Here is a 21375-nt window from a genome sequence, read left to right on the forward strand (position 1 = left end):
AATGAGCCGAGTCGCCACCCATTTCAGTTGACCTGCGAGTGACCGCTTCTGGCTGTTCTCTGCCGGTCATGTCCACGAATCGTGCTTGTCAAATCCGATGCAAATGACTGGTCAGGTCGAATGCAAATGGGTGGGCAAGTCCGTGCAATTACCCAATCGGAAAAGGGAAGGCATGGTCGGCAGGGAGGGTCGGATTGAGGGGCACACATTAGTGACGCATGGTCGGTCGCGAGCCTGGCGATGAAGCGACTTTCTTTCGCAGATTAGTTGCCGACTCGATCACCGAAGCCCCCTTCCCAATTGTTTATCGGCGGCGAAAGCCTGAGAGGCATTGGCAATTCACCTTATGGTGGGGGGCCGCCGAGCGGAGTCAGCTCCAAGGGCAAATCTGCATTGATTGGCCCACCAAGGGTAACTACTTGAGACTTCCGGCCAGGAACTGCTGCAACCGCTCGCTTTGAGGCTGTTCCAGCAGCGTGCCTGGCGCTCCCGACTCCTCCACCCTCCCCTGATGCAGAAACATGACGTGGTTCGACACCTGCCTGGCAAACGCCATTTCGTGGGTGACGACCACCATCGTCCTGCCCTCTTCGGCCAGTTGCTGCATGACCTTGAGCACCTCGCCCACCAGTTCAGGGTCAAGGGCTGAGGTCGGTTCGTCGAACAGCATCACCTCAGGTTCCATGGCCAGCGCACGTGCAATGGCCACCCGCTGTTGCTGGCCGCCGGACAAATGCACCGGGTACTGGGCCTCGACTTTTTGTGGCAGCCCCACCTTGGCAAGGTAATGACGCGCCCGCTCCAGTGCCTGCGCCCGACTGATACCGAGCACACTCATCGGGCACTCGATGATGTTTTCCAGCACGGTCATATGGCTCCACAAATTGAAGTGCTGAAACACCATCGACAACCGGCTGCGCAGGCTCCGCAGCTGCCCGGGGTTGACCACACACAACTCGCCCCTTGAGTTTCTGCGGGTGAGCAACTCTTCGTCATTGACGACAATGCGCCCGGCCGACGGTTGTTCAAGATGGTTGATACAACGCAAGAAGGTACTTTTCCCGGACCCGGAGGAGCCGATGATGCTGATCACATCACCCGCCCGGGCCTTGAGCGAAACCCCTTTCAACACTTCATGGTTGCCGTAGTTTTTATGGACATCTTCAACGATCAATTTATACATTCGAGCAAGTCCGATAGGGGTCAGTGCGTCCGCGGTTTGAGGTAGGCCAGCCAATGCAGTTCGCCGCGTCGAAACAGCCAGATCAGGAAAAAAGCACTGGCGGCGTACAACACCCCGGCAATGCCAAAGGCGGTAAAGGATGCATAGGTCGCCGAATTGACATCCCGGGCGATCTTCAGCAAGTCGGGCACCGTGGCGGTAAAGGCCACCGAAGTGGAATGCAGCATCAGAATCACTTCATTGCTGAAAAACGGCAGCGCGCGGCGCAACGCCGACGGCAGAATAATCCGCCGATAAAGCGTGAACCGGTTCATTCCGTAGGCACTGGCGGCCTCGACTTCACCGTGGGCGGTCGCCCTGATGGCGCCAGCAAAAATCTCGGTCATGTAGGCACAGGTATTGAGCCCGAAAGCCAGCACCGTACAATTGAAGCCGTCACGGAAAAACGCGTTGAGAAAATCCTGGGACCGCACCACATGCAAGCTGTACACCCCGGTGTAGAAGAACAGCAGCTGGATGTACAACGGGGTGCCACGAAACACGTAGGTGTAGCACCACACCGGCAGGCGCAACAGCGGGTTGCGGCTGACGCGGGCAATCGACAACGGCACCGCTAGCACAAAACCCATCACCACCGAAAGTATGAGCAGCCACAAAGTCACCGCCAACCCGGAAAAGTACGGCCCGTCACTCCATAGGTAAGCCTGCCAGTAGTCCTGAAGAATGTTCATAGCGCAGCCTTCCTGACTCCGACCGAGTAGCGGCGCTCAAGCCACAGCAACACGCCATTGGAGACCGTGGTAATGGCGAGGTAAATCAGGCCGCCGACCAGGGTGAAGTAAAAGAACTGCATCGAGCCCTTGCCCGCATCCTGCGTGGCCTTGACCACATCGGTCAGGCCGATGATCGACACCAGGGCCGTCGACTTGATCAGCACCTGCCAGTTGTTGCCAATGCCCGGCAAGGCGTGACGCAGCATTTGTGGAAAGAGGACCTTGCGAAAGGTTTCCCCGCGGGTCATGCCGTAAGCCCTCGCCGCTTCGATCTGACCGACCGGGACCGCCTGAAAAGCACCGCGAAACGTCTCGGTAAAGTAGGCACCGTAAATGAAGGCCAACGTCACGACACCGGCCAGAAACGGGTCTATGTCAATCTGAGTGATCCCCAGCCAATCGGTCATCCGGTTGAGCAACATCTGCAGGCTGAAGAACAGCAGCAACATGATCACCAGGTCCGGCATGCTGCGGATCACGGTCGTATACCCCGCGGCCAGTGCGCGCAACAATCGATTGGACGACAGCTTGGAACTGGCACCCATCAGCCCGGCCAGGACGGCGATCAGCAATGAACAAAGCGCCAGTTTGATGGTAGCCAGGGTGCCCAGCAGAATCTGCGGGCCAAAACCTTCCAGTAACATCTCACTCTCCTTATTCTTGTTAGGGTGAGGTGAAGGGGGCAATAGAGCGCTCGAACGAGCGCCCTGTTCAAGGTAACGACGACGCGTTACCTGGCACCGTTACCGGGCGCCGTTACCGGGCACCGTAGACATCAAAATCGAAGTACTTGTTGTTGATCCGCGCGTAAGTACCGTTGGCGAGAATGGTTGCCAGGGCTTTGTTCAAGTCTTCGCGCAACGCGACATCGCCCTTGCGCAGGCCAAGGCCATCACCGACGCCGAAGAAGCCCGGGTCATCCAGAGTGGCACCGGCAAATTCATAGTCCTGACCCGCCGCTGTTTTCAGGAAGCCGTAACTGGCTTGAATGGAACCCTGCAACGAGGCATCAAGTCGCCCCACTACCAGGTCGGCGTACACCTGATCCTGATTTTGATAGGAAAGAACGTCTACGCCTTTGGAACCCCAGACCGCTTTGGCATAGGACTCCTGGGTCGAGCCCTGCTCCACACCAATGCGCTTGCCCTTGAGCGATTCGAGGGTCGGCTGTATTCCCGATCCACGTTTGGCCACTAACCGTGCCGGTGCATTGGACACCTTGTCGGTAAACGCAATCTGCTCCAGGCGTTTGGGGGTGATGGTCATCGAAGACGCCACCGCATCGAACTTGCGCGCCAGCAGTGCCGGGATCATCCCGTCCCAACTGCTTTCTACCCAGACGCAGCGGGCTTTCAGTTCGGCGCACAACGCCTCGGCGATGTCGACCCCGAAGCCGGTCAGCGTGCCATCCTGGTTCTTGTATTCCAGCGGTGGATACGTCGGGTCCACCCCCAGCTTCAACACTTTTCCAGACCAGTCGGCCGCACCCGCCAGGCTCGAGGCCGTCAGGAACACCAGGGAAACGGCTGCAATCATCTTGTTCATTTTTATTGCTCTCCAGACCGTAGATTTTTTACAGGCACAACGGGTGAAAATGCGCCGTCTCAACTCAGAAAACGTTCGACCAGCTTGACCCAATAGCTCGCGCCCACCGGCAGGCAGCCGTCATTAAAGTCGTAGCCGGAGTTGTGCAGCAGGCACCCGCCTTCTCCCTCGCCGTTGCCGATCACCAGATAGCTGCCCGGGCATTTTTCCAGGACAAAAGCAAAGTCCTCGCTGGCCGTGAACGGCCGTAAGTCATCGATCAGGTGTTCCTCTCCCAGCCAGTCGCGGGCGACTTCATGGGCAAATGCTGTCTGTTCGGGATCGTTGATCAACACCGGATGGCAATGCTGGTAATCGATGTGGACCCGGGCGCCAAAACTCTCGGCCTGGCCCTTGACCAGTTCAGTGATTCTGACCTCCAGCAAGTGGCGAATCTCGGGAGTCAGGGCGCGTACGCTCAGGCTCAGGTCGGCGCTGGACGGGATGACATTCGAGGCGCTCCCGGCATGCAGGGAGCCCACCGTGATAATCGCCATCTCCTGCGGGTTGACGTTGCGCGAGACGATGCTTTGCAGGGCCATCACGATCGAGGCACCGACCACCACCGGGTCGACGGCTTTGTGCGGCACCGCGCCATGGCCACCGTTGCCGATGATCTTGATGTTCACCGTGTCGGCAGACGCCATGAACGGTCCGCTGTAAAAACCCAAATGCCCGACGGGATAACCCGGCACGTTATGCATGGCGAAGATCGCGTCACACGGAAACCGTTCGAGCAGCCCTTCCTCCAGCATTTTCCTGGCACCGCCCAGCCCTTCTTCCGCCGGTTGGAAAATCAGGTGCACGGTGCCGTTGAATGCCCGTGTCCGGGCCAGATACTGACCGGCGGCCAGCAGGACTGCTGTATGACCGTCATGACCGCAGGCATGCATGATACCGTCGATCCGGCTCGCATAAGGCAAACCGGAGGTTTCCTGTATCGGCAACGCATCCATGTCAGCGCGCAAGCCAATGGACCGACCCTCGCCATTTTTCAGGGTGGCAACGACCCCGGTCTTGCCCACCCCAGTACTGACCTCAAAGCCCCACTGAGTCAAACACGCTGCAACCAGCTCACTGGTGGCGAATTCTTCAAAACCCAGTTCAGGGTGCGCGTGAATGCGGTGACGTATCGCGATCATTTCATCTTGCATCGCGGCAATACCAGGCAGGACCAAACCGGCATTCATGGGTGTTCTCCTTCGACAGGGGCTGTGCAGCAGCGAAAGCGCTGTTGGGGTCGATCTTAGGGAACCTGCGCTAGGCTGGGGAGCCGCAGTTTGGTTATGATGACAACCATAAGTTGTCATCAAGGTGAGCAGATGAAACTGCATCAATTACAGGCGCTGATTGCCAGCGCCGAAACCGGCAGTATCCGCGCGGCCGCTCGTTCGCTGGAGATTTCCCAGGCTGCGGTGACCAAAGCGCTGCGCGAGCTGGAAACCAGCCAGCAGTTACCGCTATTTACCCGAACCGCCAGCGGTCTGAACTTCACCGAATACGGCAAAGTGCTGCTGACTCACGCCCGGCTGGTGATCAAGCAACTGGAGCACGCACAGACTGAGCTTGATCACATGCGTGGGAAGGCTCAAGGCCGGCTCTGCGTCGGGATCACCCCATGGGTCGCCCTGACCTTCCTGCCCGAAGTCGTGTTGGCTTTTCGCGAACGTATGCCACAAATCAAGCTGGAACTGTTCGAAAGCCTGATGGCCGTTGCCCAACCGCTGTTGCGCGACGGCAGCATGGACTTCGCGATTGGCCAACTCCATCCCACACAATCGACCCAGGAATTCGCCTGCGAAACCTTGCTCGATTACCAGACCTCGGTGCTGGTCCGCGAGGGTCACGCCCGACAGCATGCGCGCTCGATCCACGAGTTGCTGGAAGAAAACTGGACCCTGAACTACGCGCCGGACGGTCACGATGGGCTGATGCAGGAACTGTTCTGGAAACATGGCGCGCAGATTGATGAGAATCGAATCGTGCGTGCTCATTCACTGGCCATTTTGCAGATGATGGTCGAGCGGGCCGACATGTGCACCTGGGGACCGTCCATCGTGAGCACAGCCCCGCCATTTCTGGGGCGCGTGGTATCCCTGGGGCTCACCGAGCAGTTCGAGCCCCGACAGCTGAGCATCGTGACTCGCCGCAATGGCGCACTGAGCAATCCGGCGATCTGCTTCACCGAATGCCTGTTGCAGGTCATTCGGCGCCATGCGCGCTCGGCCAAAAAGGAAGACCGCGCGCTGTTTGAAACCTTACGGCTGCTGCTGTGAGGTGACCCCGCAGTTTGCTGATCGTCGGCATTCTCCGGTTACGCACTTTCGAGCTTATCGCGAAAAAACTCGATGAGCAGGCTCAACACAGGCGCCGTTGCACCACATGGATTCAGCTCGATCAAGACCAATGGCCTTAACCTGAATACGTACTTCACCGATGGCAGCTCCGGCCCCGGCATGTCAACCATCAGTTTGCGAATGGAAAAGCGAGATAGTCACTTTCTATGATCGGTCCGCGGAAGATATTACGTAGCGTGGCGACTGCCACCGATTGCCGGGACACCTCCGCCCCCCTGAAGCGCGGCTCGATGATGTGCAGGTAAGCCAGTTCATATTCATTGAGCCGCGCGGCGAAATAGCCAAAAGTCGCTTCAGGGTTACTGTCCGAAATATTCCCCCACTGCCCGCTTGGCGAGACCCGGACACCAACCCTGCCTGGGCCCCACACCGAGATCATCGCTTCCAGTATTTCGAGAGAAAACCGGGCGCGATTTTCCAGGCTCCCGCCATAGGCATCGGTGCGTTTGTTGGTTCCATCCTGAAGGAAGGTGTCAACGAGACAACCATTGGCATTGTGCAACTCCACACCATCAAACCCTGCTTCCTTTGCCCGCACGGCGGCTATACGGAAGGACTCCACCAATACCGGAATCTCCCAAAATTCGATCGCCCGATGAGGTGAGTTCGGCATCCAGCCATCCTGGGTCAACACCTGGGTTTCAAATGGCACCACAGAGGGCGCAATCGGCGCTCTACCTCCGCTCAGGTCGACATGGGAATGACGACCACAGTGAGCGATTTGCATGACAATCTGGCTGCCTTTGGCGTGAACCGCATCAGTGATTTTACGCCACGCATCAACGTGTGCCTGGGTGTAAATGCCCGGGGCGCCAAGGTAGCCACGACTGTCATGGGAGGGGTGGGCGCTTTCGGTAATCTGCAAGCCGCCTTTCGACGCACGCTGGCGATAGTACTCAATCATCATTGCACTGGGGCTTTCATCCGTATCGGCGCGTAATCGCGTCGTAGGGGCATGGACAACTCGATGAGTAAGGTCGATCGCACCAAGGCGAAGGGCTTCGAAGAGTTCACGCGCAGTAGTCATGACAACAATCTCCATCGCCCGGCACCAATGCGCCAAGCTGTTCAAACAGGGCCAACACCTGCAACCTGGCCGAAGCCGCGGAACACCGATTGCACTCATCGCAGTCATCGCCCAGCCTCGCGCCGTCCCAAAAGAACCATGGAAAGCTGATGCGTAAATTCCTGCTTGTTATCAGGTCGACGCGCCCGCGCGCTTTGAAACCTGGTCGTACCAGCGCTTCAGGGCGACGTGTTCCTCCGGTACGGGGAGGTCGATCGCTTTAGCCGCAAAATCCACGGTGACCAAGGCCGTGATATCGGCCACGGAGAAGCGATCACCCGCCACGAACGGAACCCCAGTCAAGCGGGCATCGAGGTCGACGAAGAAGTTCTTCACCCGCAGTTTGCTGCGCTCGGCCAATTCCGGGATCTGCTCGTAGTCATAGGGGCCTGCAATCGCGCGCCCCTTGAGGCCCGGTGCGGCATTGCGGATGGCCTCCATGACGGTCGCGAAACCTTCCAGTTCGGCGCGCCGCTCCCACATCGTGATTAAAGCCTTTTCCTTTGCGGTCTCGCCGAGCAATGGCGTTTGCGGATAGGCCTCTTCAAGGTATCGGATGATGGCAGGCACCTCCCCGATGGCGGTGCCGTCTTCCAGCACCAGGGTCGGAACGACTCGGCGCGGGTTGATCGCACGGTAGTCCTCGGAGTGCTGTTCACCTTGGCCCAGATCGACCGGGACGAGCGGAATCGACAAGCCCTTCTCGGCGAGAAAAATGCGCACGCGCCGCGAGTTGGGCGAGCCGGCGGATTGATAGAGTTTGAGTGTATTGGCGGTCATGGCTTGATTTCCTTTGTGAGAATTCAGAGGTAGAGCAATGTCAACGCTTCGAGCCACCGCCAACCTGATGGCGGGCACGGGTCATGAAGCGGTTTTGCCGCCGTTGACTCGAATGATTTGGCCGGTAATGAAGGTCGCCTTGCCGGATGCGACAAACACAATGGCATCGGCAATCTCTTCCGGGGCTCCGGCACGCTTGAGTGGAACACTCATCAGGAAAGCGGCTTTGCGCTCGGCCGTACCGGTTAGCCGGTCGAGCATCGCTGTCTGAACCGGTCCAGGGGCAATTGCATTGACCCGCACACCGGAAGCCGCGCCCTCAAGCGCAGCCGACTTGGTCAGACCTTCCACGGCATGCTTGCTGGCGGTATAGAGGGATAAATTCGCCCCGCCACGTTCGCCCATCGTTGACGAAATGTTGATGATGCTGCCGTTACCCTGAGCCAACATCATCCTCATCTCGTGTTTCACGCTGAGGAACGTGCCGAGCACATTGGTATCAAACGTTGCCGCATAGTTCTCGGGCGTCACGTCTGTTACGGCAATGGACCGCCCCTCTGTGCCGGCGGCGTTAACCGCAATATCCAGCCGGCCGAAGCGTTCGACCGTTGCTTCGATCAGATTGCGAACCTCATCTTCATGGCGCACGTCGGACATCAGAAATTCCGCTTCGGCGCCCAGCGCACGGAGTTCGGCCGCCAGTTTCTGACCTTCTTCTTCACGTCGTCCGGAAACGACAACTTTGGCACCTTCATTAGCGAAGGCGACCGCGGTCGCTCGACCTATGCCGGTCAGTGCGCCTGTGATAAGAACAACAGATTGAGTAGACATTTGCTTTGTCCTGGTTAAGTACGCGTAGCTCGAAGAACCATCGCTCAGAGCTTTGTGCCGCCATCGACGTGCAGGGTGTCGCCGGTGATCCAACGGGCGTCATCGGAGGCGAGGAAGACAATGGCCGCTGCGATGTCATCGGGCTGTGCCATACGCTTAAGCGCCTGGATGTTCAGCGTGAAGTCCCGCCCCGCATCGGTTTTGGCGAAACCGGACATCTCGGTTAGAACCACGCCCGGTGCTACGGCATTGACGCGGATGCCCCGCCCGCCGAGTTCCGATGCGAAGTACTTGACCAGGGTATCGATGGCGCCCTTGGTGGCTGCATAGGCGGACAGCGTCCCGACGCCGGTGTGCGCTGCTGCACGCGATGACAGGAAAACGACGCTGCTGCCCTTGCACAGAGCGGGTAGCAACTGCTGCACCAGGAAATACGGGGCGCGCACGTTCACCGCAAACAGATCGTCGAAGTCCTTGACGGTGGTCTTTTCGATCGTGTCGGCCTTCGAAATGCCCGCATTGGCGACGAGGATGTCCAATCGACCACCGATGATGGCGCGCACGCGCTCGGCCAGCAAATGCGGCCCGTCCGCGGCGCCCATATCGGCGGCGACCCTCTCTGCCTTCCCGCCCGCTTTGCGAATTTCGGCGACCACTGCTGTCGCCTCCTTCTCTGCGCGACCGTAGTGGACGAGCACTTGTGCTCCGGCTTGTGCCAGCGCAAGTGCGCTGGCACGGCCAATACCGCGGGAGGCACCAGTGACGAGTGCAGTCTTGCCGTAGAGGTTGGTCATGATAAGCATCCCTTGGTCTTGATCCAGAATCCCGGTGCCAGATCCAGGCGTGCCTGGTCTATTCAGAAAGGAACAGGGACGCGTGGCCGACAAAGCGCTCGGGGTATTGATACTGCGAACCGTGGCTGGCATCCGGGTAGAGGATCAGTTGCGCGTTCGGCAGATGCCGCTGCAAGATCGAAGAGTTCACCGAATAGATGATCACGTCGTTGTCACCATTGACGACCAGCGTTGGCTGCTTGATCGCCTTCAGGTAATCGAAGGGGTTCTCGCGTGGTGCGCCCCACTTGGTCAACGCCCCGATCTGCGCAGGTCCGACCTTGTCGCTAACACCTGGATCGCGATCCTCTGTGCGTTGTCGAAAGCGTTTGAGATAAGCATGGCCCGCCGCTTGGCTGGCTTGGGACGGGGTGAAGAACACCCTGAGCCACAAGTGATCTGGCTCGTCGTAGGTCGCTCCGAAGATCTCCTGCGCTTCGGGCGTCAGCGAGGCCATACCCTCACCGCTGCGCGGTCCGGTTCCCACCAGGATCAGCCGCCGTACGAGCGCCGGTTCGGCTAGCGCCAGTTCCTGCGCGACCAGGCCGCCAAGCGAAAAGCCAAGTACGTCCACCTGTGTGAGGCCGAGCGCCCTGATGAAGACCGCGGCGTTGGCCGCCATTTCCTCAATTGAGTTCGGCACCTCCCCCGAACTGCTGGAGATACCGGCGTTGTTAAACAGAATGACTTCACGGTCGTGCGCCAATCCGTCCGTCACCGCAGGATCCCAGTGATCCATCGTGCCGGTGAAATGCATATTGAGGACGAGTGGAACCCCACCCGATTTGCCGAAGCGTCGGTATGCGAACCGAATACCCGCTGCGTCCACGAACTGTGTCGGCGCGCTCTGATGATTGTACTGAGTCATTGAGATTCCCTCTGGTGATGCCCCCCCCTTAACCGGGTGCGGAGCAAATCTGCGCACCCGGGCAGGATCAGTTAGCGGTATGACCGCCGTCGACGTTGAGGACATGGCCGGTGATGAATGAAGCTTCGTCCGATGCGATGAAGACGATCGCATTGGCAAGGTCCTCCGAGAGGCCGAGTCGGCCCAGCGGAACCTGCGCCACCAAGGCCGCTTTGTTCTCCTGCGTGCCGGTGAAGCGGGTGAGCATGCCGGTGTCCGTGGGGCCCGGCGAGACCGCATTCACGCGAATGCCCGACGCGGCGAGTTCGAGCGCCACCGACTTGGTGATGCCTTCGACAGCGTGCTTGGCGCCCACATAGATCGAGGCATAGGCCGCGCCCTTGTGCCCGTAGGTCGAGGAAATATTGATGATGCTGCCGCTCCCCTGGGCCTGCATGACACGCACCTCGTGCTTCATGCTCAGGACCACGCCGAGAACGTTCGTATCGAAGGTCGCGGCAACGCTTTGCGCGGTCTGGTCCGTGATCGGGCCGACCATACCTTCAGTGGCAGCGTTGTTCACGGCGACATCGAGACGCCCAAACCGCGCAACGGTCTTGTCGACCATATTGCGGACGTCATCTTCGTTGCGGACGTCGGCGTTGATGAATTCGGCCTCCGAGCCGAAAGAGCGCAACTGCTCAACGAGTGCGTTGCCGGCTTCGTCGCGTCGACCGGTAACGACCACCTGCGCACCTTTCCTGGCGAAGGCGACGGCAGTGGCTCGGCCGATGCCGGTGAGGGCTCCGGTGATCAGAATAACGGGCTTGTTCATTTTTAAGCTCCTGCAAGGTATGACTTGCGGCGTATAGATCGCCGAATGGCTTCGGCGCTGGGAGAAATTCCCCGACGCCGCCATAGGCAACAAACTAGGAGCTTATGGCGAAGTTGAAAAAGACTTTGTAAGCTGTGGGCATACCTGGCAGGCATGAGAGCACCATGGAACTGCGACATCTTCGATATTTCATTGCCGTCGCCGAGACGGGTAGCCTGACGGAAGCAGCCGAGAAACGACTGCACACCTCGCAGCCTTCGTTAAGCCGGCAGATCCGGGATCTGGAAAATCATGTCGGGGTCGAGTTGCTGTCGCGCAGCGTTCATGGCGTCGAGCTGACCGCTGCGGGCAAAGCCTTTCTCGACCACGCCCGCCTGGCGCTGATGCAGGTCGATGCTGCGGTCGAAACGGCACGCAGGGCGGCGCAACCGATAAGGAAGACATTCTCCATCGGCTTCCAGACCGGGCACGAGATGAACTGGTTGCCGCAAGCGATGCACGTGCTGCGCGACGAAATGAAGAACATCCAGGTCATGGTCTCCAGCGACTATTCACCAGATCTCGCCGAAGCGCTCGTCCGCGGCCGGCTGGACCTGGCCTTCCTGCGCGTAGAACCGGATTACGACCTCGAGTACCACGTGGTGGACCGGGAGCCACTCATCGTCCTGATGCCGAGCGACCATCGCCTCACTGCGCGCGAAGCAGTGCGCCCGCAAGATTTAGTGGGCGAGATTTTCATCGGTGGCTCGAACAAGGCCAAGGTGCTGCGTGCGGTCACCGAAGACTATCTCCGTCGCTCAGGGCTCGACATCAAATTGGATCACGGGGTGGACAACTTGGCGATGGCCATGTCCTTGGTCGCCTCCACCCGCGGTCTGGCGTTGATGCCCGCCTATGCCAAGAATTTGCTGCCGTGGTCTGTCGTCAGCCGTCCGCTAGAAGGCGAGGCACCGGTGATCGATTTAGCGGTGGGCTACAGCAAGTCGAACACCTCACCGATTCTCAAACTGTTTCTGTCGCGGCTCGGCGAACTGATGGCACCGAAGTGAAACCTGTAGAGAATAAAGGGAAGACATATTGGATTCGTTCTGCCCGCCCGCTCGCATTCGTCCTCATATCTGGTTTTGTCAGGCCTTGTGAGCGGACCGGTATGACACGAGACTTTTTCGAACGCCTTTAAGTAGTCCGAAAACGCACAGCGGTGTAATGCGTTAACAGGCAGCTATCGGCTGATTCTGTTGAAAAAGTCGGCCATCGTTTGCGCATCAGAAAAGCACGCGTCCGAGATTGAAATCTTTACTCTTGGCAAAGGCTTCCGGACTCGGATTTCACGTAGCAGCGTGCAAAAAAGGCGTTTTCACCAGTCAATGATCAGGCAGTTTGAGCAGACCGACTTTTTCAACAGATTCGGCCAGGAGCGGACATTCATGGATGGCCACACTCCTCTTATGCGGCCTGTCGACGCATGGTCAGAACGGCTGCTCCGAAGCAGATGAACGTCGACCCCACCACCCGGCTGACCCACCGGGACAGCTCGGGCCGGGTCAACACGCCCTTGGCCCGGGAGGCAAGCGCGGCATACAGGCTCAAGGACGCCACCGACAGCGCCATGAAAATCGAGGTGAGGATAAGAAACTGCGGCAGAAGCCTCGCGCTCTGGTCGATGAACTGCGGGAACAGCGCGGTGAAGAACATCGTCGCCTTCGGGTTGGTCACCGCCGTCAGGAAGGCCGACTTGTACAGTTTAAAGCGAGTGGGCCTGCTCTTTTTCAAGTCACCCTGAATATCGTCCACGAGCATCGGACTGGTTTTGAACAACTGCCTGGCCCCCAGATAGAACAGGTAACCGGCACCGATGATTTTCACCGCGTTGAACAGCCATTCGGAGCTGGCAAGTAACGCCCCCAATCCGAGCATGGCCGCGGCCGACAGGCAGAACAGCCCACTCGCATTGCCGAGGGAGGACCAGACTGCGCTGCGCTGCCCATGGGCCAGGCTGTTGTTGATCGCCATCAAGGTCGCGGGTCCAGGGCTGGCGATGGCAATCGCGGCGACCACGGTAAATGCAAGAATCGAGTGAGGTTCCATTTTCCAGTCTCGTGGTGTGTTGGGTGTCGCATATTACAAGAGGGGATGCGCCAACAGGCGACATGTCGCGCGGCTCTACCAAACTTCGCCACAACAACTGCGACCGGCATCACCGCAACTCAGAACTGCCTGAATACGGCCGCCACGATGATCCCTGCCGCAATCGCCGGTAGAGGTTTTTTGAGCAGCAGCATTCCGATTGCCGTGGTCAGCAAGGCGAGCCGTGCACCATTGTCACCAATGACCGCCATGGGGGCCAGGACGGCCACCAACACCGAACCCGACATAGCGCTAATGAACTGCTGGACTCGGAAGTTGATGGGGACGAAAGACATCACGAACACACCGCCCCAGCGTGTGGCAAGAGTGACCACCGCCATGATCAATATGATCAGGATTGTGCCGAAGCCTGCACTATCAATGCTCAATTTTCTTCTCCATCCACAGTGCCCCCAAAAGACCGCCAGCCAATGCACCCACGACGACATGGCTATTTTCTGGCAGGTACCGGTACGCCAGCAGCGAAGAGCCGGCCGCCACAGTCCAGATGATCAGCATGCGCAGGTTCTTTTGTCCTCCAATCACCATCGCCAGCAGGAAGCAGCCCATGACCATATCCAGACCCAGGCTGACCGGGTCCTGAATTGCGCTGCCGAAATACAGTCCCAGCCAACTGCCCAATGCCCATGCCGACCACAGTGCCAAGCCGCCGCCCAGTAGCAGACCCAGGCCCGGCTTGCCGCCATTGAATGCCTGCATCGACATCGCCCAGTTGGCGTCCGACACCACCAGCATTACACCGTAGCGTTTGGCCCGCGGAAGATCTCGCAACCATGGATACAAAGTCGCTCCCATCAATAGATGTCGGGCATTGATTGCAAACACCGTGACTATCAGCGGAAGAACCGGAACGTGCTCGCCCCACAGATCGAGAACAGCAAACTGCGCTGCGCCGGCAAACACCAGGACACTCATGAGCAGCGTGGAAGTGTCCTCCAGTCCTGTCTGCGCCGCCGCTAGACCAAAGGCTACCCCGAAGACGATAACGAACAGCGAAATAGGCAGGAGCTGCTTGAAGCCAAACCATATCTCGCTCGAGCCCAGCTCGACCGAGCCTTTCTCAATACTCAACAAAACGTCGCCTCCTCTGTCACGGCGTGCCGTGGGTTGGGCGGTATTTTGCAGGCTGGCATAGGGCCCAGAAAAGCGAATAAGTGTTATAAGCAGCATTCGATTTACGAATGGTGAAAAGACAGGTGCATTCTCGGGATTTACAGATCGACTGGCTGCGCACCTTCGTCGCGGTGGTCGATACGGGCTCAATGACGGCAGCGGCGCGACAGGTCTCACGCTCCCAGTCAGCCGTAAGCATGCAGCTGAAGAAGCTGGAAGACAGCATTGGTCGTCCCTTGCTCAACCGTGAGCCAAGGCAGCTCTCCCTCACCCCTGCTGGCTATGATCTGCTCGGCCACGCCCGCAAGGTGCTGGATTCCCATTCGACGCTGGTGTTGGCGATGCATGGCGGAACGCTTTCGGGGCGAGTGACCTTCGGAGTTCCGGATGACTATGCACTGACCTACCTTGTGCCGGTGCTACGTACCTTCGCCGCCCGTTTCAGCGAAGTCGAGGTAACTCTGGTGTGCGAGGAGTCCACCGCCCTATGGGCAAAGGTCGACCGCGGTGAAATCGATCTGGCATTGCTCACGCGCGACGCGCCCTCACGGGGCGAGTTGCTGTTCCGGGAAGCCCTGGTGTGGGGAGCAGCCGAGCAGCATGAAGCATGGAAACGCGCCCCCCTGCCTATAGCCGTGCACGAACTGGGTGAACGTCTGCGCACCGAAATTCTTGCAACGCTTTCATCCCAGCAGCGTGAATACCGAGTGGTATACAACAGCCCTAACGTGGGTGGCCAACTGGCCGTGGCAGAGAGCGGCATGGCAGTGGCTGTACTGACCCGGTGCAGCGTGCCGGCCAGCTTGAAAGTTGTGGACACACGCCAAGGCTTGCCCGAACTCCCCGTGGTGGAAGTCGTTCTGATGCGCAGCAAGGATTCGAAGAGATCCCGAGCAGTGGATGCGATGTACGACCAGGTCATACGAACACTTAAAGATCCACTTTGCACCTGAATTGCGAGAAGAACTTCAGCCCTTTTGGTTGGAGGATATCGAATGGCTGCATTGAGTTGTGGACTCAACCGGTTTCTTTGACTCAGTAGCCCAATGAATTTCACTGACAAAGAAAAAAACCGTCATTGCCGCAATTTTGCTCACTCAAGACAATTTTCAGGCGAGCAAGAAACCTGTGGCGAGGGGCTTCTTATGGGCGTTGCAAGGCTCTGGCCCGCACCACAGGAAAATTCGAACCGCTTGCGCTGATCGGAATCTTTATCAGAAATGAGCGAAACGATCATTTGAATGATTGAATTGCGCAATTTCAGTTGTTGGCCTAAGATCGATTTGACTGAATCAATCACCAGATGATCGATTCAGTCAGTTTCGAGGTGAAACACGTCTTGCCAAACAATTATAAAAGGAGACCCTCGTGGCCCAGATTCCTATCAAGCGCACCATTGAACGCATCCCCGGCGGCATGATGATCGTGCCTCTGCTGATCGGCTCACTCGTGGCGACATTCCTGCCTGACACGCCCAAATTTTTCGGATCATTCACCAATGCGCTGTTCACCGGCGCACTGCCCATTCTGGCGGTGTTCTACGTGTGCATGGGCGCGAGCATCAATATCAAGGCCACGCCTTACCTGCTCAAAAAGGGTGGCACGCTGCTCATCACCAAAGTCGGCATCGCCGTGCTCATCGGCATCGTGCTTGGCCACTTCCTGGGTGAGCAGCCGGTATCCTCCGGGCTTTTCGCCGGTATCTCCACGTTGGCGGTGGTCGCCGCAATGAACGACACCAACGGCGGCTTGTACATGGCGCTGATGGGGCAGTACGGCCGCTCCGAAGACGTCGGTGCCTATTCGGTGATGTCGCTGGAATCCGGGCCTTTTCTGACCATGGTTACCCTCGGCATTGCCGGCTTGTCAGCCTTCCCCTGGCCGACGCTGGTGGGCAGCATCCTGCCGCTGGCCCTGGGCATGCTGCTGGGCAACCTCGACCGTGACATGCGCGACTTCCTGGCCAAGGCCGTGCCGGTGATGATCCCGTTCTTCGCCCTCGCACTGGGTGCCAGCCTCGACCTGCATAACGTCTGGCAGGCTGGTTTGCTGGGTCTTGGCATGGGTGTCGCGGTGGTCGTGCTGACCGGCATTCCGCTGTTCTTCGCCGATCGTTTGACCGGCGGCACCGGTGTTGCCGGCGTGGCGGCAGCCACCACCGCGGGCAATGCCGCCGCCGTTCCGGCGTTGATCGCAGCGGCGAACCCGGTGTACGCCGAAGCGGCCAAGAGCGCGACAATTCTGGTGGCTGCCTGCGTTGTGGTCACCGCGATCCTCGCACCGTTGCTCACCGCAGCGGTGGCCAAACGCGTGCAACAGCGCAACCACGTCGACATCCCCGAGTCGGCCCCCCAACCGCAAAAGCAGGAAGCCCTGCGATGAGCATTCTGATCATCGCAGACGATCTGTCCGGCGCGGCAGATTGTGCCATCGGCTTTGCCAGCGTGGGGATGCAAACGGTCGTCACGCTCGAGCCTTTGCATGACAAGGCTGACGCCCAGGTGATTGCCGCCGATACGGACACTCGGCGCCTGTCCCCGGCGCAAGCCGCCGAACACACGGTCGCTGCGTACAAGGCGCTGCATCGTCCCGGTCAGCGGCTGTACAAGAAAATCGATTCGACCTTGCGCGGCAACTGGGCGGCGGAAGTTGCCGCCCTGCAACCGCTGGCGGGTCTGGCCATCGTCGCCCCGGCGTTTCCTGCGACCGGGCGCACGTTGCGAGGTGGACGGGTGTTCGTCAACGGCCAGCCGCTGGAAACCACCGATACCTGGAAGCTCGAAAACGCCGATCGTCCGGCGGATGTCGAGGCGATGCTGGTGGCCGCAGGCCTGAGCACCGCCAAGCTTGATCTCGACACCTTGCGCGGTAATGAAGAAGCACTCGTGCGTCACATCGCTGAAGTGGCGAGCAAGGGTACCCAGGCGCTGATCGTCGATGCGCAAACTGAAGACGACCTGCTGACGATCGCTCGCCTGACCGCGTCGATGGAACAGCCGCTGTTCTGGATCGGATCGGGTGGGCTGGCGCGGGAAATCGCCAGTCTTGCGGACTTTTCCGAAGCACGCTTCACGGCTATCGAACCCACAGCGCTGGAAAAAAGTCAGGGACCGATTCTGATCATGGTCGGCAGCCTGTCAGGTGTCTGCGAACGGCAATGCGCACAGCTCAAGGAGCGTGGCGGGGTCAGCGAACTGGTTGTCCCGCCTGAAGTCCTTCGCCAAGGCACGACACACGTCGATTGGGCGCTGTGGCAAGCGCGCATCGGCGAGCGGTTGGACGGCTGGAGCGACCTGTTGCTGCGCATTGGTCGCGATGAGGCGTTCGATCCCCAGGAGGGTGCTCAACTCTCAACCCGGTTGGCCGTGCTGGTAGAACCGCACTTCGCCAAGGTCGGCGGCCTGATTGCCACCGGTGGCGAGACGGCGCGGGCCATATTGACCACCGTCGGCATCGACAGCCTGCAATTGCTCACGGAAATCGAAGCCGGCGTGGCTTTCGCGCGCCCCACCGTTTCCCGGCAAGGGCATCGTCCCGGCATTGTTACCAAGGCAGGTGCATTCGGCACTGATCACGCCTTGTATGCGGCATGGCAGCACTTGAGCGAACGCGCCGATCGCTCCCCGCCCCAACGTACACGAATCCAAGGACTCCAATGAACACTATGAGCAACTACCTCCCCATCATCGGCATCACCATGGGCGACGCCTCAGGTGTCGGCCCGGAAATCATCGTCAAGAGCCTGACCCACGACATTGTCTACCAACAATGCCGGCCATTGGTGATCGGCGATGCGCGGCGCCTGGAGCAGGCCAACGTGATCGTCGGCGGCAGCGCCAAAGTGCGCCGTATCGAAGACGCCTCCCAGGCTTTGTACGAGGCTGGCACCATCGATTGCATCGACCTCGACCTGATCCCCGATGACCTGCCGTTCGGCGAGCTGTCACCCATTGCCGGTGACGCTGCTTATCAATACATCGCCCGCGCCGTGGAACTGGCCGAGGCCAAACAGATCGATGCGATCTGCACCGCGCCGCTGAACAAGGAGGCGCTGCATGCCGGCGGTCACAAGTACCCCGGCCATACTGAAATGCTCGCGCACCTGACCCACGTCGACGAAGTGTCGATGATGCTGGTGGCACCGCAGCTGCGGGTGATTCACGTCACGACCCACATCGGCATCATCGATGCGATCCGCAAGATCGATCCGGGCCTGGTCCAGCGCACTATCGAACGCGGCAACGCCACACTGATCAAGGCGGGCATCGCCCGTCCGCGGATTGGCGTGTGCGGGATCAACCCGCATGCCGGTGAAAACGGCCTGTTCGGTTATGGCGAAGAGGAAGAAAAAATCATCCCGGCGGTGAAGCTGCTGCAGGAACGCGGCCTCGACGTGACCGGCCCGCTGCCGGCCGACACCCTGTTCTTCCGCGCCGGGCGCGGCGACTTCGATCTGGTGGTGGCGATGTATCACGACCAGGGCCACGGTCCCGTCAAAGTACTGGGGCTCGAAGCCGGGGTGAACGTGACCGTCGGCCTTGAAGTGATCCGCACCTCGGTCGATCACGGCACCGCCTTCGACATCGCCGGCAAGGGCATCGCCGATGAGCGCAGCCTGCTCGAAGCACTGCGCCAGGGCGCGGAGCTGGCCACGCGACGGGGATGAGGTGCAGCGGTGTTGTCGTGTAAGATCGACCACCGTCCAACCAACGAGACCCGCCATGAAAGTGTCCGAACGTCACCGCGCCATCCTCGATCTCGTACGCATCGGCGATGCCAACGTCGAGCAATTGAGCGCGGCCCTCGGCGTTTCGGAAGCGACAGTGCGGCGCGACCTGACCATGCTCGCCAAGCAGCGGCACCTGGTCCGCACCTACGGCGGCGCCACCGCCGTGGTGGGCGTCCATGAACCGGAAGCCTCGCTGGAAGAGCGCAAAACCAGCCAGTGGGAACAGAAAGACGCCATCGCCCTTGCAGCGGCTGCCCACGTCCAGGACGGCGACACCGTGCTGCTCGACGGCGGCACCACTTGCGCCGCATTGGCTCATCATCTGTGCTCGCGCCAGGACGTGCACGTGGTGACCAACAATCTGCTCGCCGTAATGACCCTGGCCAACGCGCCGGGCGTGCGCCTGACCTTGATCGGTGGCGACTTGCGCGGCTCGAGCATGAGTACCCTGGGGCCATTGGCCGAGCTGACGTTGAGCCGCTTGAGCGTGGACAAAGCTTTCCTCGGCGCAGACGGCGTCGTCGCGGAATTCGGCTTGTGCGAGGCGAGTGCGCAGCAGGCTTATCTCAAGGAATGCATCATCAAGCGGGCTGCGCAGATCGTCGTTCTCGCCGACACCGACAAACTGGGGCGGGCGCGGCAGCAGCATTGGACGCCCATCGAACGCGAATGGCGATTGATCACTTGTGCCATTGCCGATGAAGCTGCGCTCGCACCGTTTCACGCGATTGCGCAAATCACTGTGGAAACCGTGGACCTCGCCTGATTGCCTGCCTTTTGTGGGGAACGAGGCATTGCGCCAGGAAACCCCGAAGTTTTTCGGCAGCCCAGTCCTGAAACGGTGAGCTGTTCATTGAGAACCATTTGTTTTACTTTTTGGTTGCGCTTACTGCTTCTTGAATAACAGCAAGAACAGAGCTGTTGCGGCAAGCAGTGCACCCGTGAGGAAAGTGCTGTCTGACCCAATGCTTTGCCAAAGCCAGCCTGCAAGAACGCTGGCGATCAGCATGCATATACCACTGACAAGATTGAAAATGCCGAAGGCCGTGCCCTTGAGTTCCGTGGGAGCTTTATCAGCTACCAGCGAGGCAAGAATGCCTTGGCTGAATCCCATATGAAGCCCCCACAAGACAACACCCAACATCATCGTTATGACTGAACCGGACTGAGCGAGTACCAGATCCGCCATGACAAGCAACCCCATCCCCAGGCAGAGCAGTTTGGTGCGACTGATGCGATCAGATAGCCAGCCGGCAGGATAAGCGGACAGCGTATAAAAAAGTGCCATTACCACCATCACCAGCGGAGTCCAGGTAGTCGACAGGCCTGTCTGTTGTGCTCGTAATACCAGAAACGCCTCGCTGAAACGAGCAAGCGTAAACACCCCTCCAGTTATGACAACCCACCAATAACCAGACGAGAAGTCGTGAAGAACCCTCCAATGTATTGGAGATCGAAATTTGTGTTCGCTCGGGAGGTGTGTGGGTTCTTTTACTCCTGTGACAATGAGAACCACCGCCACTGCTGCCGGAATAACTGCAAACCACAGGACAAGCTGTATATCTGCGAGCCATAACATGAGCACGATGGCCAGAGCAGGTCCAAGAACAGCCCCTACGGTATCCATCGACTGCCGCAGTCCAAAGCAGGCACCACGGATTTCTGGTGGCGACACATCTGCGATCAGAGCATCTCGTGGTGCCCCACGAATGCCTTTGCCAATTCGATCCAGAAAGCGTGCGGTAAAGACCACTTCAACGGAGTGAGCCAGAGGAAAAAGTGGTTTGGTCAGAGCAGCTAAACCATATCCTAGCAACAGCAATCCTTTGCGCCGCCCCATAAAGTCGCTGATAGCACCGGAAAATATCTTGACGAGCATGGCGGTCGACTCGGCAATACCCTCGATTACTCCGACGGCCAATGCACTCGCACCCAATGTCGTGACCAAAAACACAGGCAGTAAACTGTGTACCAGCTCGGATGATAGATCCATGAAGAGGCTGACAAAGCCAAGAGCCCAAATCGTGCGCGGAATGCGAACAGGCTCGGCTTTGGTGTTTGAACATTCGCTACTCATATTTTCATCCTGTACTCATCGGCATCAAGGAGAGACTGAGAAAGCTGCTTGGTAGTGCTTGCAGGCGAACCAGGTTCCCGCCAGAGCGGCCGCTCAAACCAGAACGATGCAATTGCCCCCATAGTGTTGCTCAATAGTCTGTTTGAGGTATTACCGAAAGCTGACCTTGATTGACTATGACGCCAGGGATTTACCCCGCATGCCTGCACGGGCCAGGTC

At 59.0% G+C, this 21375-nt stretch carries 22 protein-coding genes; 7 read left to right on the plus strand and 15 right to left on the minus strand.

The window, feature by feature from the left end:
- Positions 1-415: 415 nt before the first annotated feature.
- The 5 genes from AB4Z35_RS12450 to AB4Z35_RS12470 all read right to left on the minus strand — a co-directional run bounded on the left by AB4Z35_RS12450 (position 416) and on the right by AB4Z35_RS12470 (position 4730).
- A complete protein-coding gene (locus AB4Z35_RS12450) occupies positions 416-1183 on the minus strand; it encodes an ABC transporter ATP-binding protein (protein WP_008054273.1) in 768 nt (255 codons plus the stop codon).
- Between the two features lie 20 nt (positions 1184-1203).
- Positions 1204-1914: an ABC transporter permease gene (locus tag AB4Z35_RS12455; protein WP_008054274.1), complete on the minus strand. Its 711-nt coding sequence runs from the start codon at positions 1912-1914 to the stop codon at positions 1204-1206.
- Positions 1911-2600, minus strand: a complete 690-nt coding sequence (locus AB4Z35_RS12460) for an ABC transporter permease (RefSeq protein ID WP_008002481.1) — start codon at positions 2598-2600, stop codon at positions 1911-1913. The genes AB4Z35_RS12455 and AB4Z35_RS12460 overlap by 4 nt, the downstream gene beginning before the upstream one ends.
- A 112-nt stretch (positions 2601-2712) precedes the next feature.
- Positions 2713-3501: an ABC transporter substrate-binding protein gene (locus AB4Z35_RS12465; RefSeq protein WP_442097301.1), complete on the minus strand. Its 789-nt coding sequence runs from the start codon at positions 3499-3501 to the stop codon at positions 2713-2715.
- A gap of 59 nt (positions 3502-3560) precedes the next feature.
- Entirely contained in the window at positions 3561-4730 is a 1170-nt protein-coding gene (locus tag AB4Z35_RS12470) for a M20 aminoacylase family protein (protein ID WP_442097303.1), read from the minus strand.
- Between the two features lie 96 nt (positions 4731-4826).
- Here AB4Z35_RS12470 and AB4Z35_RS12475 point away from each other — a divergent pair, with 96 nt between their 5' ends.
- Entirely contained in the window at positions 4827-5816 is a 990-nt protein-coding gene (locus AB4Z35_RS12475) for a LysR substrate-binding domain-containing protein (protein ID WP_442097305.1), read from the plus strand.
- 190 nt (positions 5817-6006) lie between these two features.
- On the opposite strand, the gene AB4Z35_RS12480 is transcribed toward AB4Z35_RS12475, so the two are convergent.
- The 6 genes from AB4Z35_RS12480 to AB4Z35_RS12505 form a co-directional block, all read right to left on the minus strand.
- Positions 6007-6924 carry an alkene reductase gene (locus AB4Z35_RS12480; RefSeq protein ID WP_442097307.1) on the minus strand — a complete coding sequence of 306 codons (918 nt, stop codon included), beginning with the start codon at positions 6922-6924 and terminating at the stop codon, positions 6007-6009.
- Positions 6925-7095: 171 nt separating this feature from the next.
- Complete coding sequence (locus AB4Z35_RS12485; protein ID WP_442097309.1) at positions 7096-7743, minus strand: glutathione S-transferase family protein; 648 nt, start codon at positions 7741-7743, stop codon at positions 7096-7098.
- An 81-nt stretch (positions 7744-7824) separates the two neighbouring features.
- Positions 7825-8574 (minus strand): SDR family NAD(P)-dependent oxidoreductase, encoded by a 750-nt coding sequence (locus AB4Z35_RS12490; protein WP_442097310.1) that lies wholly within the window; start codon positions 8572-8574, stop codon positions 7825-7827.
- 44 nt (positions 8575-8618) lie between these two features.
- The gene (locus AB4Z35_RS12495) at positions 8619-9368 is read right to left on the minus strand and encodes an SDR family NAD(P)-dependent oxidoreductase (protein WP_442097311.1); all 750 of its coding nucleotides are present in this window, start codon (positions 9366-9368) and stop codon (positions 8619-8621) included.
- Between the two features lie 58 nt (positions 9369-9426).
- On the minus strand, positions 9427-10275 hold the full coding sequence (locus tag AB4Z35_RS12500; RefSeq protein WP_442097312.1) for an alpha/beta fold hydrolase: 849 nt from the start codon (positions 10273-10275) through the stop codon (positions 9427-9429).
- 67 nt (positions 10276-10342) lie between these two features.
- Positions 10343-11089: an SDR family NAD(P)-dependent oxidoreductase gene (locus AB4Z35_RS12505; protein ID WP_442097314.1), complete on the minus strand. Its 747-nt coding sequence runs from the start codon at positions 11087-11089 to the stop codon at positions 10343-10345.
- 164 nt (positions 11090-11253) lie between these two features.
- Between AB4Z35_RS12505 and AB4Z35_RS12510 the strand changes: the two genes are divergently transcribed.
- Positions 11254-12138 carry a LysR family transcriptional regulator gene (locus AB4Z35_RS12510; RefSeq protein WP_442097316.1) on the plus strand — a complete coding sequence of 295 codons (885 nt, stop codon included), beginning with the start codon at positions 11254-11256 and terminating at the stop codon, positions 12136-12138.
- A 397-nt stretch (positions 12139-12535) separates the two neighbouring features.
- On the opposite strand, the gene AB4Z35_RS12515 is transcribed toward AB4Z35_RS12510, so the two are convergent.
- The 3 genes from AB4Z35_RS12515 to AB4Z35_RS12525 form a co-directional block, all read right to left on the minus strand.
- Positions 12536-13177 (minus strand): LysE family translocator, encoded by a 642-nt coding sequence (locus tag AB4Z35_RS12515; protein WP_442097318.1) that lies wholly within the window; start codon positions 13175-13177, stop codon positions 12536-12538.
- 119 nt (positions 13178-13296) lie between these two features.
- A complete protein-coding gene (locus AB4Z35_RS12520; RefSeq protein WP_442097320.1) occupies positions 13297-13605 on the minus strand; it encodes an AzlD family protein in 309 nt (102 codons plus the stop codon).
- Positions 13595-14311 (minus strand): AzlC family ABC transporter permease, encoded by a 717-nt coding sequence (locus AB4Z35_RS12525; protein WP_442097362.1) that lies wholly within the window; start codon positions 14309-14311, stop codon positions 13595-13597. The genes AB4Z35_RS12520 and AB4Z35_RS12525 overlap by 11 nt, the downstream gene beginning before the upstream one ends.
- 107 nt (positions 14312-14418) lie before the next feature.
- Between AB4Z35_RS12525 and AB4Z35_RS12530 the strand changes: the two genes are divergently transcribed.
- From AB4Z35_RS12530 to AB4Z35_RS12550, 5 genes are all read left to right on the plus strand, one after another.
- Positions 14419-15303: a LysR family transcriptional regulator gene (locus tag AB4Z35_RS12530; protein ID WP_442097321.1), complete on the plus strand. Its 885-nt coding sequence runs from the start codon at positions 14419-14421 to the stop codon at positions 15301-15303.
- A 415-nt stretch (positions 15304-15718) separates the two neighbouring features.
- Positions 15719-16732 (plus strand): 2-keto-3-deoxygluconate permease, encoded by a 1014-nt coding sequence (locus AB4Z35_RS12535; RefSeq protein WP_442097322.1) that lies wholly within the window; start codon positions 15719-15721, stop codon positions 16730-16732.
- The gene (locus tag AB4Z35_RS12540; RefSeq protein WP_442097324.1) at positions 16729-18009 is read left to right on the plus strand and encodes a four-carbon acid sugar kinase family protein; all 1281 of its coding nucleotides are present in this window, start codon (positions 16729-16731) and stop codon (positions 18007-18009) included. The genes AB4Z35_RS12535 and AB4Z35_RS12540 overlap by 4 nt, the downstream gene beginning before the upstream one ends.
- A gap of 5 nt (positions 18010-18014) precedes the next feature.
- The gene (gene pdxA, locus AB4Z35_RS12545) at positions 18015-19016 is read left to right on the plus strand and encodes a 4-hydroxythreonine-4-phosphate dehydrogenase PdxA (protein ID WP_442097363.1); all 1002 of its coding nucleotides are present in this window, start codon (positions 18015-18017) and stop codon (positions 19014-19016) included.
- 55 nt (positions 19017-19071) lie between these two features.
- Entirely contained in the window at positions 19072-19845 is a 774-nt protein-coding gene (locus AB4Z35_RS12550; protein WP_108231994.1) for a DeoR/GlpR family DNA-binding transcription regulator, read from the plus strand.
- A gap of 120 nt (positions 19846-19965) precedes the next feature.
- Here AB4Z35_RS12550 and AB4Z35_RS12555 read toward each other — a convergent pair whose 3' ends face one another.
- Positions 19966-21156 (minus strand): MFS transporter, encoded by a 1191-nt coding sequence (locus tag AB4Z35_RS12555; protein WP_442097326.1) that lies wholly within the window; start codon positions 21154-21156, stop codon positions 19966-19968.
- Positions 21157-21375 lie beyond the last annotated feature (219 nt).

The organism is Pseudomonas sp. KB_15 (genome assembly GCF_052114525.1).
Lineage (GTDB): Bacteria > Pseudomonadota > Gammaproteobacteria > Pseudomonadales > Pseudomonadaceae > Aquipseudomonas.